This is a genomic window from Geobacter anodireducens (assembly GCA_001628815.1).
Classification (GTDB): domain Bacteria; phylum Desulfobacterota; class Desulfuromonadia; order Geobacterales; family Geobacteraceae; genus Geobacter; species Geobacter anodireducens.
In genome coordinates this window covers 44,582-59,253 of sequence record CP014964.1, presented here as the reverse complement: position 1 = coordinate 59,253, position 14,672 = coordinate 44,582, and the positions used below count along the sequence as shown (strand labels likewise).

Genomic DNA, 14,672 nt, shown 5'->3' with positions numbered 1-14,672 from the left:
ACCTGGAAATGTTTTCCACAAAAGAGAGGAGTAACTTATTTTTCGACCCAAGCATCAAACCTGAATCTCAGTCGCCGGCGTCGCCCATACCTGATTACTTTCCCGCTTCACAAGAAAATCCATTAAAACGGCTTTGAATCTTTTGATCCCTTCAACGAACAAGGCCGTTTTCATTTCAATCTCTTCGGGAGTGAAAGCAAACGCCACAAACTTAGTCACTTCTTCTCCCTCTCCTTGAAGTGGCCCCGGAAAATGAGACAGGTGTATAAGCAACGGACCGGCACATGAAAGGAGACGGTTCGATGCACGGAAAACGGAAACACCACTCAGCCGAGTTCAAGGCTCAGGTTGCCCTGGCAGCTCTGTCCGGGGAGAAGACCCTGGCAGAGCTTGCCAGCGAGTACAAGGTTCATCCCTCTCAGATTACCCGCTGGAAGCAGGATCTGGTTGAGAATGCGGCCGAGCTCTTCGGCAGGGCCAAGAAGAAAGAGGCCAGCCACGACGCTACGGTTGCCGAGCTCTACCGCCAGATCGGGCAACTGAAGGTGGAAAACGATTTTTTGTCCAGGCTGCCCGGACTGAACTTACCCGGGCGCAGAAGCGGCAAGTGATTGCCGCCGGCCACCCCGAGGTATCCATCGAGCGGCGCTGTGAGCTATTGGGGCTGCCCCGGCCCACCTATTACCGACCACCGGCAACATGCCTGCGCGAGGGCGACCTTGTGCTGATGCGTCGCATCGACGAGCTCTATTTGGAACACCCCTGGGCGGGCAGCAGAACGATGGCTACCTTGCTTTCCACTCCGGATGAGGTTGTCGGCCGAAAGCGGATCAGTCGCCTGATGCGGCTGATGGGGATCGAATCGGTCGCGCCGAAACCGGGAACCAGCAAGCGCCACCCCCAGCACCCGGTCTATCCGTATCTGTTGCGGGGCCTCGTCATCGACCGGCCCAACCAGGTCTGGGCCGCCGACATCACCTATATCCCCATGGCCAAGGGGTTCATGTATCTGGTGGCCATCATGGACTGGACAACCCGGAAAGTCCTTTCCTGGCGGCTGTCTAACACCCTCGACAGCAGGTTCTGCGTCGAGGCTCTGAATGAAGCTCTCAGCAACTTCGGCACCCCGGAGATCTTCAACACCGATCAGGGGTGCCAGTTCACCAGTGAAGCCTTTACCTCCGTGCTCACCGCCAACGGCATCCGGATCAGCATGGACGGCAAAGGACGCTGCCTCGACAACGTCTTCGTCGAGCGACTGTGGCGCACTCTCAAGTACGAGAGGCTTTATCTCAAAAGCTTTGACTCCGGGATTGAACTTTCCCGGGAGCTTTCATCCTGGTTCTCGTGGTATAACGGTGTCCGCCCTCACCAATCCCTCAAGAAGCGGACCCCGGACCAGGTTTACTTTGCTGGACTGCCCGAGAAAAAGGCTGCCTGAAGCCTGTAAACCCAACAACCATGGGCCGTTGCTTAAACACCCCTTCAGGCTGTCTCACAAACCGGCACCACCTCACCTTCCCCTTTTTCAAGCACTGCCCATGTGTCCGACACCACTTCGTCAAATCCTTCCACTGCTGAATCTGCCAACGCCTCCAATGCGCGCGTTGCGACCGGCAGAGGGATATCGAGATTGTCTACTATATGAGCCACTAAGGTTTCCGGTGAGGTACAACCGTTAACTGTCATCAAAAAGAACTCTCCCCCCTTAGTCAGAATTTCATGTTTTGCTGAGATGGCCAAAGGCCTGACTGGTTTTGGATCATATGCGGTCCTTTGGATATTGAACGATGGTGCTTGCACGTCACCCTCCTAGTTATTTCGGTTTATAAGCCCCGCCGTTTTTGAAATCCAGCAGGCGATTTCCTGAGTTTTCAGCATTACCTTCGTACATTTGCAGCAGCTCCTGAGCAGCTGCGGCCCGTCCTTCAGCAGTGTTCTGATGACGGTCGAGAATCTTCATTGCCTCACGATACTGCAGGTTTGTGTCTCCACTTGCCAAAGCTCTGTACGTCGATCCTATATTAAGTGATGCTCCTGCATGTCCACCTCCGCTTATCTTCATCCCGTTTTGTGCCGATTGTAGTTGGGATTGCGCCGGCGGTGTCGGCTTCGCATACATATCGTTGTGATTTGGTGGTACCGGACCTTGGGGAGGCGCAGATATGGGAATATTCTTTGTCGGCATTTCAACTCCGCCTCCAACGCCGCCCCTAATTTGTCCACCACCTGAAACGTCTCGTGTGTAAACCGCACTTTCCCCTCGTAAGCGACGCATTTCTCCAACGAAAGCATGTGCAAATTCCGACTTAGCCTGCTGACTACCCATTGCAGCCTCAGGAACACGATGCTGATTCAGAACTGAAGCTGCAGCAGCCTGTGGCGAAAAATGCACCCCTTGATTGTCGGCTACAGACTCGGCGAGGTAGCGTGTTTTTCCATCAGCACCCTTGAAGACCTGTCCTTCTACCCTCATCCAGCCACCGCCAATTGCATGACCTTCAGCGACAAAATTATTGCCATTTCTGGTAATTTTCGCGTCCTTGAATTCAACGTCGCCGACTTTGCCAGCAAAATGATCTCTTTCTTCGCGATCTGCGCTGACTTTCTTCATCCCTGTGAAAATGTCAGTCCCGTCGAACTTTTTCAGGCCTTTTTCAATATTCGTTATGTCAGAGTAACTGTCTATTCTTCCTTTGCCTGAGGTACTCAGATCCCTGTCGGAAGCAGTTCCGCCGTGTGTGAAGTTGAAGTCAACTGCATGGCCATTGGTCCCGCGGACAACGCTTCCATGAACAGAATGGCCGTCCTTTGCCAATCCCATAATTCTTGACGCAACGTTCGGGTTGCCGAATCGCCCAATCTCGTTGGCGATTACCATCGCTTCAGCTGGTGAGTAGACTTTATCCGAATCAGACCGGACAATGGAGCCATCGGCGCCAACAGTCGCCGTTGTGACACCTTGGCCATCCTGGTATCTAATCCCTGCCCCTTCAACCCGCTTTGCAAACTCGTAATAACCGGCATCAGTAATCTGCCCGTTAGCGAAAAAGGCAGAATTGGATTTCATATCTGCCGGCATTGCCGCAGTCGCCAGTGATCTGAATTGGGCGTCGCGTGCCAGCATCTCCCAAGTCTTGTCACGATTGGCCTGCATGTAAGCACCCATCTCTTGGGCTGCCACCATCGCCTGGGACCCTTGAGCAGCTCCCGTTGCAGCGCCAACAATGATCCCGGTTTCCATGAAATCCTTGCCAGTAGCTACTTTCGCTTGTGCAACTTCTCCTGCATGTTTCCCTGTCTGGAACAAGGCATTTGCTTGAGCAAGTTGAACAGGCGTCATGCCATACTTGGAAGCGACTTGGCCAACGGCATCGGCGTTGCTCCAGTCCGATATGCCTTTCATCTCCGAACGCAACGCCCGGAACTGCATATAATCCTTTGGACCGCCAATGGCTTGGGCAGCGGCAAATGCACTCATTTCACCCTGAAGATCTCCAGCGCTCCCCAACATGTTCATGGTCGTAAACGTCTGAAAGTTTTTTTCCGACCCGAAGACGTCCCTTATCGCCTTCTCTCCAGCAAATTTCGTTTGGACATATTCGTTGATCCCACCCTCGTAACCACCCACGATTTCCGCCAGCGTCTGCTTCGAGGCTAAGTCCACTTTCGAACCAAAAAGGCTGGCGGCATATGCGTTACCAATCCCTGCATCAAGATACGCTTCCCCTTGTGCTCCATGACTAAGCGTTTTCGCCAAAGATGCATTCGAATACAGTTGTGTTGCTCTATCTTTCCCAAACGTAGAAGCCAAAGTCTCAAATGAACGTGTTCCAGCATCCATGGCTGCCCCTGCAGCAGCCGTCCTCATCTCAAAAGAGTGCCTACCCGCCCATTCTGTGGCTGGTGCAGCCTGAGCCAACCCGGAAATAGCCTGCCCCTGCCCAACAACATGCTCTGTCTGAGCAGAAGCAGTGCTGCCAGCGCCTGAAACCTGCGCCTGTATCCCTCCCGCCATTTGCGCCACTGCATGACCGCCAAACTTTACCAGCATGCCGGTGAGTGCTGTTGACAGCATGAGTCCGCTTAGCCTGAGCGTTCCGAACATACCGAGTGCCTTGACAGTAGAACTCGGGAAGAAATACAAGGCATCAAGCCCCAACCCTTCATTTCGGACCTGATCGTAGACGTTGTTCGCGTAGGACATGGCAAAGCATGAAGAATGGCGTCAACAACGCCCCAGGCTGTCAGCCATACAAAGAACCCGAAAATTATGGTGGCAATCTTCCCGGCCATGGGGGTCGGCAGGAAGATCACCAGCACCGGAATCAGGGCCAGCGAAACCGCCGTCAGCACCCCGCGGAGCACGGGATAGTATTCATTGAATGACTTCATGGAACCGGATACGTTGGTGAGAAACTGATAGTTGCTCACGGCCTGGGTATTCCCGCTCCGATAGACGCTATCGAGACGCTCCTTGATGAACTGCTGCTTCACAAACTCATCCAGCGTCAATGCTCCCAGCCCGACCCAGTTCTGCGCGTCGTTGATCGCCTGCTTGCATTGATTAAGCTGTGCAGCCTCAGCTACGTTGTATCCAAGCTCTGTGCATGTGGTCTCAATGTTCCCCGACAGTTCTTCTGGCGTCATATCAGCAACGATCCCATCCCACGCTTCGCTGCATGTCGCCGAAGCTCCGAGTTTGTCTCCGTCGGAAAAATATTTCGTGAAAATCGCCGGGTTTTTGGCCTTTGCGAGACTTGTCGCCAAACTGGCAGGGGTCCTTCTAAGTTCATCGATTGTGAGGTTGGATGATGGGTTATTCACCGCAAAAGTTACGCAATCCTCAATGTACACTTTCAGGTTCAGGTCGAGCCAGGATGAGGTTCTCGGTGATAGGAGTTTGGTGGTGAGGGAGTATAGACCCAGGAACCCCTTCCCTCCTGCTTGACTTTGGAAGCTTCCTACGGAGCCTGAGTCCGAAACGATCTCGACCAGCCCGCGCTCGATATTGTTAAACGTTCCCGCAACGAGAACGATCCCGTTGGGGATGTTGCCAACCTCCTCGTACTTATTCAGCACCTGGTCGTAAATGTGGAGCGACCCCTTCGGAATAAATAAAGCAATGTAGAACGTAATCCCCAGGAGCATGGGCACGGTCCAACCGAGAATGCTCCCCTTTCCCCCTGATGAAATCTTCGCCAGAGCTCCCAAGGCTGCAAACGTTGTTGCAGATACAATCACCGTATAGAAAAGAGCCTGGTAACTGTTGTTGCCAAATATGGCCGCAACGAGTTTGAACGCCGAAACGACTGGCTCAAAGCTGCCATAGCAGTAGTATTCCATGGATGTCGCCATGGCTACCGAGGGAAAGCAGGCTAATGCCACGCAAACTATTGCTGTCTTGATCGAGCGAGCCATTGCAACTCCTGCCTAAAATGCCTTGTTCTCAACCCGTATGATGCCTGCCTTTATGAGCCTCCTGTTTCGCAAGGAGGCCCAGAAATAGGCCGCAAACGGTATTGCCACGAAGATAATCGTCGAGATAAGGACAAAATATGCCGACGTGAGGAAGATCGACTTGAACCCCTGAACCCAGTAGTAGATACCCGCAACCCGCTCTGCTGACATCTTTACGTAGTAGAATTTCGAGGTGATCCAGAGGATATTCTTGTCGGTAAAGAGGTAGAAGTAGATTGTGTGGAAGGCTATAAAGACAATGACCGCTTTAAGGAATGCCCCGAATGCCATGCCTCCCAACAGGTTACGCACCATCGACCGCGTATACTCGCCAATGTATGAGGTTGACGACTTAGCAATAAAGGCGGCGTAGCCAATGCTGAAACACAAGGCCAACAGCACTGCCGAAAACTTGTCGATGATGTTCGGGTCTGCATTGCCGAAAATCGGAATGTACCGCTCTATGGCGCCGATCGCTACCGGCGTGAGCAGCGCAGAAATCATTCCGGATGCAAACGAGGACCGGAATCCGACCTCCATAAACTCGATCCGCTGCTTCGTGGTCAGAAAGCGGGAGTGTATGATGCATCCCCCCAGTTCGTTGGCAAAGTTCTGGTCGATGTAGGAAATCGCTTCCAGGAGTCCCCTGGGATGGATCTCCGCCGAAGGCGGTAACGGCATGATATCCGGCTGTGAGTTAGTGCTGTTTCTCGACACGGGACTCTCCTACCAATGAAGTGAATGAAAAAGACCCATGACCCCTGCCCCGTAAGCGACGATCGCCGCGATAACGATGCAGATGCCAGCCAAAGTCGGATTCCTCTGCCGAATGCCTACGTAAAGCGCCATGCAAAGCAGAGCATAGAAGAAGAATCGTGCCCAAAAACCATGCAGCACGGTAGCAAACAGCTTTTGCCAGAGCGCCGTGTAATCTTCCGGCCTCATGTGCTGAAGCGGGTTCAGCTTTTCTATGGCCGGCATTTCCTGGGAATGCGCCGGTACTGACATCTCCCCTCCCTTATCAAAAAACCGGGTGTGCTTTTTTCAGCACCTTCGCCTTCGGGATGAACCCGTAGTAGCGCCCGTCATATGAATCTTTGTGCTCCCCCATGGGGAGAAACATGCCAGCCGGCACCTTCCCGTTCCAGACAAAGTTCTGTAGCCTCATCCCGTTCAGCGCAGCGTCCTTAGCTCTGCCGATGTATTCCCCGTTACAGGTGAGGACCTTGCTCCTGTCCACGGCAAGTTCATCCCCTTCGTCACAACGCACGAGCTTGATCATGGTCTGCTCGATGCCGCGGGTTGCTACACTCGAATGGCGAAATAGCACGAAATCCCCTCGTTTAATCTTCGACGTATCTTCATCGATGAGATAAAGCCTTTTGTGGAGAGAGGCGGTGAGACTGACGACGAAGAATCGAGGGATTGTAAAGCTTGCAGCAATCGCCGCAATAACGGTGCAGCCAACTGCAATTGCACGCTGTCTCGTGCTAAGGTTTGATAATTTCCACATTCTTCACCACCAGGTCACCCATGAGTACTGCCCTGTTCTTAGGAATTGAGGCAACCGCGGCCTCAAGTTTGTCCATCTCCCTCTTCATGCCGGCATCGTCCAGTCTTCCGGCTACATAATCGGCTTTCTTTTCCTCGATGAACGACTTGATATCCACTGCTACAACTTTCTGGGCGAAGTAGCGGTCGTATGCCACGACGGAAGCCGTAGACGTTGCGACACTAACCACAATGGCCAGAAAAACAGCGGTCGCCTTGGTGACTCCGCAGGCCGGCTGAACTGGCGGTTGCGAAGGGAATGACGAAGTAGCTTGGGCTTTTGTTGCTTCTGCTGACATGTGTCCTCCATTTCCCAACAATTTTCATAAGTACGTGGCTTGCATCAGGGTATGCGGACGCAAAAATCCCTCTACCAGTAATATTTGGCAAGGGGTCAGATTATTTGGTGCAAATAAATGAGAGGGAATGGAATGTCAGAGAGGCGTGAATTCAGCAGACTGTTTGGTAGCGGTAATCTGCGTAGCAGTCGCCATTCTTTGCTCATGTTGCATTATAATAATTTAGCAATGTAGCTCCGCATGTCGGCACAGCGACTGATGCTGAAAGCATTGACTTACGAACCGACGGCGGAATTGTTGACGGCCGCATACGTCGGCCGGTGACGACTCGGGTGTCGGGGTATCCGGAACAGTTTGAAGAAGCTGCTCGATCTCGATCTTGTGGAGCGCAACGAAGACGGTGTTCTTCGCGTGGTGGACCCTGTTTTCAGGAAGTGGCTGATCAGTCGATGAGGAAGAGGCTTGTATTGCCTTTTTGAGCAAGACACGATATAGTTATCTTCTGGTGATAATCATACTGTAAGGAATGCTCCGTTTATGAAGGTTGAGAACGATGAGACGTTGGAGAACCTACTGATGCTCAACGGGGAGATATTCCCAATGAACAACGGTTATTGGACCAAGTTCGAGGCGTATCGGGTCGAGCCGAATGAGCACATTCCTCAGGGAATAAGGTATTCGCTTACCTTGCATGACAACCACAACAGGCGGGTACTGGGCTTCGACAACACACACGGATACAAGCCGAAGAGGAAAAAATACGGGGCACACAAGCTCACCTGGGACCACAAGCACCGCCGCAACGAGATTCTCCCTTATGAGTACGAGTCAGCGGGGCAACTTCTGGAAGACTTCTGGCGGGAGGTGGACAGGATCATGGATCAGGAGAAGAGGTGATAACGATGACCGGTAAGGTGATGAAGGTCGGTATTATGTCGCGGGATGAATACAGGGAGCGGACTTTGGCGATTGCTCGGGGGGAATACAAGCCGAAACGTGGTGAGCCGAAGATCTGGTTCGAGTCGATCCAATCCATGGCACAGGTTCTGAGCAGTGAGAATCAGGAACTTCTGCGGATCATCGTCGAGCAGAAGCCAAAATCCATCAAGGAGTTGGAGGCTGCCACCGGCCGCAAGAGCAGCAACCTGTCTCGCACTCTCAAGCTGATGGCCCGATTTGGGATCGTTGACCTTGTCAGGGAGAACAAGACGGTGTGTCCAATAGTCAAGGCGACCGACTTTCAGGTGGAGTTCGGTCTGCACAAGCATTTTGCCAAGAAGGCAGCTTGACGTATTTTTCTCCGCCGGATTTAGACATGGAAAGTACTCACCGCCTTGATGCAAGAAGACGTTTGAGGCTTTCGGATCCAGAATCCTGCCGTATCTTGTCAAGGTTGTACTCGAGGGCAGCATCTCCATAAACCGTCCAAAATGAGCCCACCGAAACGTCATCATTCCCTTCGCTCTGCTCGGGGATGTTAACCTTTACCCCCTTCACATAGACGGTGGCAGGCACCTGCGTGATGCCATAACGCCGAAATAAAATGGGGTCGACCAGGACGTTCGCGTTGACCATCTGGCACTGTTCTCCGGCCGCAAGGTCGCATGAGGATTTCACTTTCAACAAGTCGGCAATAAAGCTCGTGGTCGGGCCGATTTTCTGCATGCCGCCGATGAATCCTCGCATAACCATGACTATTTTCTTCGGGTCGTTCATGCGACCAATGGCCGCGGCATACGAGCGAATAGTTTCCATGGGCATCGAAGAGGAGATGAAGACGTAAATCCGCTCGTCATCCTGTAGGCGGCCCGGTGCGGCAAAGATGTTTTCCGCCTTTTCGCTCTCTTGTTTCAGGCCCCCTTTTTCGGCTGGGAGGTCCTTCAGCTGCTCATGGAACATCTCCCGCTTTATTCTCTCCATTTCCGCCGCGATCTTCGCCTGGTATTCAGGAGAATGATAAACGGCAATGGTCTTTGCCGCTTCCGCCTGCATCTCCTTCTCGAAGCGATTCTTCGGTACGCTCATGTATTTCGCCATTCGCTCGGCATCCTTCAGCGTTTTGGAAAGGTCCGGCATGGACAGAGGTTGCACGGTCTGCTTCTTCCACTCACGACCGTCACGATAGATCGTAACTTCACCATCGAGGTCTACAAAGGCTCGCCCTACCCTCCTCTGGCATTTTCCGGCAACGGACAGATGTACCGCATTTGAGGCTTTGTCCACCTTCTGGACCACGTAACATTCGTCCGGGGTATAGATGAAGCCTGCTGCCCCCGCCACGGCCGGCGCCAGCAAGACCGCAAGAGCCGCTACTGTTGAGTTACGTTGTAGCCAACGCAGCACACCCGCCTCCTCGTGACCACCCACAGAAATTCGTCCGTCTTCCCGGCGCCGCCAACCACCGGGTTTTTTCCGCTCCCCCAGATAAGCCCTGAACGTCCGATGGGGATACATTGGTTTCCAACCACCGGCCTGGCGATCTGAAGTTTGTAGTTTGATTTGATCATGAACGGAGTCAAAACCCCGCGATCCGAGCACTCGTTGATCCCTGTGTCCCATAGGGCTCCTTCCCTGCCAAGTTTGAAGATTAGCCGGGAGGCCGTCGCCGCTGCCGCAGTCGTTGGATCACTGGTTGCCGTGGTCCCGGTCAAAGGGTAGGAGGATCCCCACGACCCAAGGCACCAGAAAAGTGGGTCTATCGGATACCCGACTGCTGCCGCAACCGAATCGGCGATGCACGACAATTGAGTCACCGGATTGCCGAAAGCCAGGGCTTCAGGATTGATAAGAAGCGCGAGGAGATCATCCGACCACATATCGTCGACTTCTGTCATGTAACCTAGGTCAAAGGCATTGCGCTCAAGACACGGCATATCGGTGAACAACCCAACCAGACTGTATGCGGGGAAAATGTAGTGGTGCACGTGCTGGAATGATTCACGGGTTGCATCGCCACTGCTGCCACGCGAGTCACCGGACTTGTAGCCAGGATCCGGATTGGACAGTTCAGCATTCAGTGCGGGGAAGTAGTATGGTGTCTTCACCGACTCGATCAGCCAAGCGTGCTCGTTGAAGGAGGTTGTCACGCCGATACGCACACCGCTCGTGCCAGTGCATGCACAGGCTGGAGCCGTTACATTTCCTGCAGGTGGTTCACCCGAATTTCCCCAGGCGACCCCTCCGGTTGTTATAGGGAAAATGCAGCGCCAGCAAACGTCGGTAACGGGGTTAAGGGTGCCGGCTGCCGCGTTACTGTAGACAAGAGCTAATGCTACGATAGCGACCAAAACTCTCTTCATTTTATTGCCTTGGACTTCTCGGCCCATTCCTCTGGCAGCATAAGCTCAAAGGGTTCGTTATTCTTTGAGATTGCAACTATTTTAACTCCATTCAAGCCAATATATTCAGCTACGACAAGCTCTCCCTTTTCCCAGGCATCGAGATTTCTTTTTTGGACTTCTGGGTTATCCTTAGAGAAAATACCTTGCGGAATAAGTCCTACTGCTTGTGCCCACGCTGCTTTATAATTCAATTTTTCCTGTGGGATTTGATCTATCTTGATTCTCTTCGTCTCCCCGTCTTCTCTCCAAACAGCATACTCACCCCACCTGTATTGCCCGTTCATATCCCAAAAAATTGATGGGGTTTTTGCAACAAGAGCAGTTAATCGGTCAGAGGTTTTACCAACTTTTGGTTTACCGACTCTGGAGATAACATCGACGGCAGAAGCGGCAAGCCCAACCCAACCTGCACCTGGTGCTCCTGCTAAATTATTGATGGTTGCAGCAGTTTCAACGTTTCGCGCTACCGTATTCGGGCCTGTACAACCTGCCAGTACCACCATCAAGCCCCCAGCCAATAAGATGCGAGATTTCATCATTTAGCACTCCTTTGCACGGCCACTTCTTCAACCTCCATGTTCCTGCCTTTAACCCTCACAATTGAAGGGACGGCCTTCAATTGGAAACGGGCAACTAACGGGGTCGTGGCATAGAAGACTGGCCTCTTGATTTTCTTCGCCAATTCGAGCGAAGTCCCTTGCGATATGAACAATGAAACATCCAGACGTTCCTTCAGTGATGACGATTGGAACCATTTCACCTGATCCGGATCGTCACCGTTGATCACCACCAATGTCTTCTTGTACGGCACATAATCGAGAGGATTGAACCTATACCCCTTCGGTACAGCAGTTCCCCCTTATCGTTCACTATGTCGTTTTCCAGGGTATAGGTCATATCCACCAGAAACTTACGAGACCTCTGGGCTCTTGGTAAAGTAGGCAAGTTGGCCGGACGATAATTTTCTGGCTTAATGGACTTGAGGTGCTTTTGCCAGTTAACCGACTTCGCCCGCTCCTCAACCTCTTCCAAAGCGTCCCTTTCGGATATCGGATATGTCCTTCCAGTGATGGCAAGTTCTTTCCCCTCCGCCGGCAAACCTGAAAGATACACCAAACTTATTGAAATGATAAGATCCTTAAATAATTTCATTTCCCGTTCTTGATTTGTTCCGTCCGCTGCTGGATGGTGGCATTGATCTTGTCCTGTGCGTTCTGAATCTTAGTCGCCATATCCTTCTGAAGCTCGCCGAAGTACTCGTTCATATCGATTTTCGCGAAATCGAGGGACTCGAACTCCCCAGGTACGAACCCGCGGCAGTTGGGAGAGCTCGGAGTCCCCCAAGCACCGTCCGCACCGAACGTTGTCAGTTGTGGCCTCCCTTGTTCGTGGATGATCCGAGCCATCATTGAATTGAAGCAGCAATAGCCCTTTGCTTTCTGCACACATCCGACCAGTGGCCATTTTTTTTCACAATAGTCCCCTATGTAGTGGCACTGCTTAGATTCAACTTGGCCGCCCGTTTGAATATCCGTCTGGTCGCAACCTGACCCCATCAAGACCTTCATGACGACCATGACCACAACTGCAATGACTATGGTAGTAGGATTTAGCAATGCCGAAGCATAGGCCTGCATACTGGCCATCATACTTCCTGCTGTTGTTGCGCCAGCTGCCCCTGCGCTAGCACCTGCGGCCACACCTGAGCCTACCGCACCTGATAATGATGCAACTGTGGCCCCCCCTGTTGTAGCTATTGTCGTTACTCCTCCCACCGTAGTAGCCGTATATGCCCCCGTGGATACCATGTATGAATAGTAAGCGACTTGCCCTATCTCATATAGTGTTTTAATTCCAGTGACTGCAGCTTGAGCCGTATTTCCCACATCCTCCGACATCATCTGGTCGCTTTCGCAGCAGTTGTTCATGTATCCCACCTTGAGGCCCGGGGGCCTGCAACGTGAGGGCTTGCCGGCGAAGATCATGATCTGGCCGCCACAGGAGCCGTCGGGATTGCGGGCGTCGTCCTGGTACATGGACTCGTCCATCGTTATCTCGATCTCACCGCCCGGCGGGGTTGCCTGGTTGAAGCACGAATTGGCGGAACATTGCATCGTGTCGGTATGAGGGTTGTTCATGCACGCATACTGAGTACCTAATGGACAGGTGTTGTTACCCACAAAACATGCGTGCTGTGCGGGGTCGTAGCTAACCGCACCGTCGCAAATCGGAACCGCCTCGCACTTCGTCGAGGGAAGGCCCGCATAGGTTGTCCCCTGGATGCAGTCATGAACGACATCGCTCAGGCAACTGTCGAGGGAGTCGGAGTATTGGATGGTCGAGTAAAGTGGAAAGGCCGAATCCGTCGGGCAGGAGATCGGAGAGATGCAGTTTGCCGATGCCACATCCCATGAATAGTTGGCACAATTTTTCGTAACGGATGCTTCACAGAGTTTCAATGATGCATCATATGCCCCTTCCCCGCAGACAGGCGATGAGAAGCACAGGTTGGACTGGGAATCAAGGGCATAGGCGCCGCAATCCTTTACAACAGAGACTTCGCAACGGTCGGAGACGGTATTCAGCACCCCACTGGAGCAGGATGGCGCTTTGACACACTGATTACTCCCCGCGTCGTAAGAAAAGCCGTCGTCGCACTGCTTAATGATCGGCGTAAAACATGAATGGGTGGCATAATCGAATGTTCCAGCCGAGCAGGTAGGATTCGACGCGGCAATGCACATATTTCCGGATAGGGTTGTGCCACTCGGACAGGCACTTACCGGAGCAGTGCAGGTATAGGTGGAAGCCTGGGAACAATCTAAAATTCCTGTCTGGTTCCCCCATTGAGTCACTATCGCCGTGCATTGGCTCGTCGAAGGGGGAGGGGTCACCGTGTAGCCGGGAGGACACGAAAAGAACTCGGATAGGTCTGCACTCGCCGTTGCACCGGTAGTGTACTGTTTTGTCTGAACATACTGAACGGTGTCATAACACTGGTAATAGGTACCACCTTCATAAGGATCAGTGTATGGGCAGCCAGCGCAGTAATAGCCTCCTTCATAGTCATACTGCAACGTATAGCCAGAGGCACAATAGGGAGAACTGTAATCCGTTGAATAATCAAAGATGGTGGCAGTCACAGTAAGGGTATTGCCGGTTCTTGTCTGGGTTAAGTCCGTACCGCTACGACACCAGCCGTTCCAATGGGGACTTGCGCAACCACAGTTGCCTGACCCCCCCCAAGCGCACTCTTGAGCAAGCACAACCTGCCCGTTTTGCACCGTAAAATTGAATGACAGGCTATCAAGGCATGTCGGCGACGAAGTCGCAGACGACGGATTTGTAGCCCCGCGGCACTGATACTTTGTGATGGTTGTCTTCCCGCTCGTAGGTTGAGCATATCCGGTTGTTGTCACCGGCGACGAAGCAACCTCGCACTTGTTGGTAACGATGTTGAAGCTTGCGCCGGAAGGACACTGAGGCAGTGCCTCGCACCGGTTGCGTTCAGGGACGTAGGTAAATCCCGTGGGACACTGCGGCACGTACGGTTTCATGCAGAGGTTATAGGTCGGGTTGTATGACCCCGATGTACAGACTGGTGATGCCTCGCATTGTCCGCTGGAAGGATTGTACGTGAAGCCTTGAGCGGTGTCGCAAACCGCCGTCCAAGGTTTCTCGCATCGATCCCGGGCAGAGACGTACGCCCCCCCAGCGAGGCATTGAACATTCATGGTGCACTTATCAAAAGTCGAGCTCGACTGATTGCCATCGTATGTGTAACCTGCGGGGCAGTCGTTCGCGACAATCTTTTCACAACGATCGGTAACCGGGTTAAACGTTCCCCCATCAGGACACGACGCGGCAGCCTTACACCGGTCGATACTTGTATCCCACGTATATCCAGTAGGACACTGGATCTGCGGGTCGGCCTGACACATATCCGCCTTGGGATTGAAGGTGGATCCTTGCGGGCATGTGGGCGACTGGTAACTGGCGGTGCAATCGAGTGCCCCGACCG

General features: G+C 52.8%; 15 protein-coding genes and 1 pseudogene. 5 read left to right on the top strand and 11 right to left on the bottom strand.

Features of this window, described 5'->3' with window-relative positions:
* Window positions 1-302 precede the first annotated feature (302 nt).
* Both A2G06_16710 and A2G06_16705 read left to right on the top strand, forming a co-directional pair.
* Window positions 303-611, top strand: a complete 309-nt coding sequence (locus A2G06_16710; protein ID ANA41779.1) for a transposase — start codon at window positions 303-305, stop codon at window positions 609-611.
* Window positions 608-1,441, top strand: a complete 834-nt coding sequence (locus A2G06_16705) for an integrase (GenBank protein ANA41778.1) — start codon at window positions 608-610, stop codon at window positions 1,439-1,441. The genes A2G06_16710 and A2G06_16705 overlap by 4 nt, the downstream gene beginning before the upstream one ends.
* Before the next feature lie 375 nt (window positions 1,442-1,816).
* Here A2G06_16705 and A2G06_16700 read toward each other — a convergent pair whose 3' ends face one another.
* The 6 genes from A2G06_16700 to A2G06_16675 form a co-directional block, all read right to left on the bottom strand.
* Window positions 1,817-4,108, bottom strand: a complete 2,292-nt coding sequence (locus tag A2G06_16700; GenBank protein ID ANA41777.1) for a hypothetical protein — start codon at window positions 4,106-4,108, stop codon at window positions 1,817-1,819.
* Window positions 4,087-5,421, bottom strand: coding sequence for a hypothetical protein (locus A2G06_16695; GenBank protein ID ANA41776.1), 1,335 nt, complete (start codon window positions 5,419-5,421; stop codon window positions 4,087-4,089). Before A2G06_16695 ends, A2G06_16700 begins: the two co-directional genes overlap by 22 nt.
* Window positions 5,422-5,433: 12 nt before the next feature.
* The gene (locus A2G06_16690; protein ID ANA41775.1) at window positions 5,434-6,177 is read right to left on the bottom strand and encodes a hypothetical protein; all 744 of its coding nucleotides are present in this window, start codon (window positions 6,175-6,177) and stop codon (window positions 5,434-5,436) included.
* 9 nt (window positions 6,178-6,186) lie between these two features.
* Entirely contained in the window at window positions 6,187-6,441 is a 255-nt protein-coding gene (locus A2G06_16685; GenBank protein ANA41847.1) for a hypothetical protein, read from the bottom strand.
* Window positions 6,442-6,481: 40 nt separating this feature from the next.
* On the bottom strand, window positions 6,482-6,886 hold the full coding sequence (locus A2G06_16680; GenBank protein ANA41846.1) for a peptidase: 405 nt from the start codon (window positions 6,884-6,886) through the stop codon (window positions 6,482-6,484).
* A 64-nt stretch (window positions 6,887-6,950) separates the two neighbouring features.
* Window positions 6,951-7,310, bottom strand: coding sequence for a hypothetical protein (locus A2G06_16675; protein ID ANA41774.1), 360 nt, complete (start codon window positions 7,308-7,310; stop codon window positions 6,951-6,953).
* 537 nt (window positions 7,311-7,847) lie between these two features.
* Between A2G06_16675 and A2G06_16670 the strand changes: the two genes are divergently transcribed.
* Window positions 7,848-8,207, top strand: coding sequence for a hypothetical protein (locus A2G06_16670; GenBank protein ID ANA41773.1), 360 nt, complete (start codon window positions 7,848-7,850; stop codon window positions 8,205-8,207).
* A 5-nt stretch (window positions 8,208-8,212) separates the two neighbouring features.
* A complete protein-coding gene (locus A2G06_16665; GenBank protein ID ANA41845.1) occupies window positions 8,213-8,599 on the top strand; it encodes a transcriptional regulator in 387 nt (128 codons plus the stop codon).
* 37 nt (window positions 8,600-8,636) lie between these two features.
* Here A2G06_16665 and A2G06_16660 read toward each other — a convergent pair whose 3' ends face one another.
* The 5 genes and pseudogenes from A2G06_16660 to A2G06_16640 all read right to left on the bottom strand — a co-directional run bounded on the left by A2G06_16660 (window position 8,637) and on the right by A2G06_16640 (window position 12,297).
* Entirely contained in the window at window positions 8,637-9,590 is a 954-nt protein-coding gene (locus A2G06_16660) for a hypothetical protein (protein ANA41772.1), read from the bottom strand.
* 29 nt (window positions 9,591-9,619) lie between these two features.
* Window positions 9,620-10,609 carry a conjugal transfer protein TraU gene (locus tag A2G06_16655; GenBank protein ID ANA41771.1) on the bottom strand — a complete coding sequence of 330 codons (990 nt, stop codon included), beginning with the start codon at window positions 10,607-10,609 and terminating at the stop codon, window positions 9,620-9,622.
* Window positions 10,606-11,190 (bottom strand): hypothetical protein, encoded by a 585-nt coding sequence (locus A2G06_16650; GenBank protein ID ANA41770.1) that lies wholly within the window; start codon window positions 11,188-11,190, stop codon window positions 10,606-10,608. Before A2G06_16650 ends, A2G06_16655 begins: the two co-directional genes overlap by 4 nt.
* Window positions 11,187-11,803, bottom strand: a pseudogene (locus A2G06_16645) (hypothetical protein). Before A2G06_16645 ends, A2G06_16650 begins: the two are co-directional and overlap by 4 nt.
* Window positions 11,800-12,297 (bottom strand): hypothetical protein, encoded by a 498-nt coding sequence (locus A2G06_16640; GenBank protein ANA41769.1) that lies wholly within the window; start codon window positions 12,295-12,297, stop codon window positions 11,800-11,802. Before A2G06_16640 ends, A2G06_16645 begins: the two are co-directional and overlap by 4 nt.
* 280 nt (window positions 12,298-12,577) lie before the next feature.
* Here A2G06_16640 and A2G06_16635 point away from each other — a divergent pair, with 280 nt between their 5' ends.
* Window positions 12,578-12,778, top strand: coding sequence for a hypothetical protein (locus A2G06_16635; GenBank protein ID ANA41768.1), 201 nt, complete (start codon window positions 12,578-12,580; stop codon window positions 12,776-12,778).
* Window positions 12,779-14,672 lie beyond the last annotated feature (1,894 nt).

Excerpts from the sequence above, each read along its gene's own strand:
- A2G06_16710 (ANA41779.1), top strand. The coding sequence starts at position 303 with ATGCACGGAAAACGGAAACACCACTCAGCCGAGTTCAAGGCTCAGGTT.
- A2G06_16700 (ANA41777.1), bottom strand. The coding sequence starts at position 4,108 with ATGTTCGGAACGCTCAGGCTAAGCGGACTCATGCTGTCAACAGCACTC.
- A2G06_16695 (ANA41776.1), bottom strand. The coding sequence starts at position 5,421 with ATGGCTCGCTCGATCAAGACAGCAATAGTTTGCGTGGCATTAGCCTGC.
- A2G06_16685 (ANA41847.1), bottom strand. The coding sequence starts at position 6,441 with ATGCCGGCCATAGAAAAGCTGAACCCGCTTCAGCACATGAGGCCGGAA.
- A2G06_16675 (ANA41774.1), bottom strand. The coding sequence starts at position 7,310 with ATGTCAGCAGAAGCAACAAAAGCCCAAGCTACTTCGTCATTCCCTTCG.
- A2G06_16670 (ANA41773.1), top strand. The coding sequence starts at position 7,848 with ATGAAGGTTGAGAACGATGAGACGTTGGAGAACCTACTGATGCTCAAC.
- A2G06_16665 (ANA41845.1), top strand. The coding sequence starts at position 8,213 with ATGACCGGTAAGGTGATGAAGGTCGGTATTATGTCGCGGGATGAATAC.
- A2G06_16655 (ANA41771.1), bottom strand. The coding sequence starts at position 10,609 with ATGAAGAGAGTTTTGGTCGCTATCGTAGCATTAGCTCTTGTCTACAGT.
- A2G06_16650 (ANA41770.1), bottom strand. The coding sequence starts at position 11,190 with ATGATGAAATCTCGCATCTTATTGGCTGGGGGCTTGATGGTGGTACTG.
- A2G06_16640 (ANA41769.1), bottom strand. The coding sequence starts at position 12,297 with ATGGCCAGTATGCAGGCCTATGCTTCGGCATTGCTAAATCCTACTACC.
- A2G06_16635 (ANA41768.1), top strand. The coding sequence starts at position 12,578 with ATGTATCCCACCTTGAGGCCCGGGGGCCTGCAACGTGAGGGCTTGCCG.